Source organism: Prevotella sp. oral taxon 317 str. F0108 (genome assembly GCF_000162415.1).
Taxonomy (GTDB): Bacteria; Bacteroidota; Bacteroidia; order Bacteroidales; family Bacteroidaceae; genus Prevotella; species Prevotella conceptionensis.
In genome coordinates, this window is record NZ_GG740096.1 from 1 (window position 1) to 922 (window position 922).

The 922-nt window shown below is 40.6% G+C and carries 1 protein-coding gene; it reads right to left on the bottom strand.

The annotated features are described in order from the left end of the window. A partial coding sequence (locus HMPREF0670_RS15070) for an IS982 family transposase (protein WP_044078531.1) occupies nucleotides 1-883 on the bottom strand: 883 nt, incomplete at its 3' end. Between the last annotated feature and the right edge of the window lie 39 nt (nucleotides 884-922).

Genomic DNA, 922 nt, shown 5'->3' on the forward strand with positions numbered 1-922 from the left:
CAAACAGACCATTTGTTATTTTCGCATAATTCCTGATAACCAAAAATTGATCTGTGAGTTGTGAGAAGAGAGTTTCAATCCTTTTTCTGGCTTTGGCAAAAGGGATTAATTTTGGTTTCCAATTCTTTTGGTTCAGCCTATATGGACATTCCAATCTAATGTGAGCCGTTTGGAAAAGATCGAGTTGAACATCAGCCCCTATATATCCCTTGTCGCCATAGATGTTACAGTCATGATAGACCAGCTTGACATCTTTCATATAATTGAGGTCATGCACGCTGGCCTTTGACAAGTCATAGGAGTGTATCACCCCACTTAACCCACAGAGTGCATTGAGTTTATAGCCAAAGTAATACATATTTTGAGATGCACAGAAACCGAAATCCGGTGCTTGTGAGAAATCTCCCATTCGCCCCATCTTGCAACGCTTCCCTCTGGCAACCCTGCATACGGCTATCGGCTTGGAATCTACGAAGAATTGAGTTTCCCCACCGTCCATTTGGGCAGCGATTCTCTTTCGTGTGTCTTCGCATAATCCTGCGGTATTCTTTCTACGGTCGTTGAATTGCCTGCGAGATATGAGGTTAGGTATTTTGTCTTTGTACTCCTGAAGCTTATAATCAAAAAGCCATTTTTCACTATCAATGATCTCTGATTCCGCTGTCAAGGACAAGGCAACGACCTCCAAATCTGAAAATTTTGGCATGGGACCACGACGGGGTATATTTCCCTGCTCATTGACAAGGTTGTGAGAGAATTGCTTGCATATCTCAAGGATTTTGACCAATTTTGTGTATAAGTTGCACATACGAGGATTTGTACTTAATGGTTTTGACTTCACTAAGTTACTAAAAATCAACGATATGTGCAACTTTTTATATATCATTATAGCTACATTTTAATTCCGCCAACGGGTTAATAA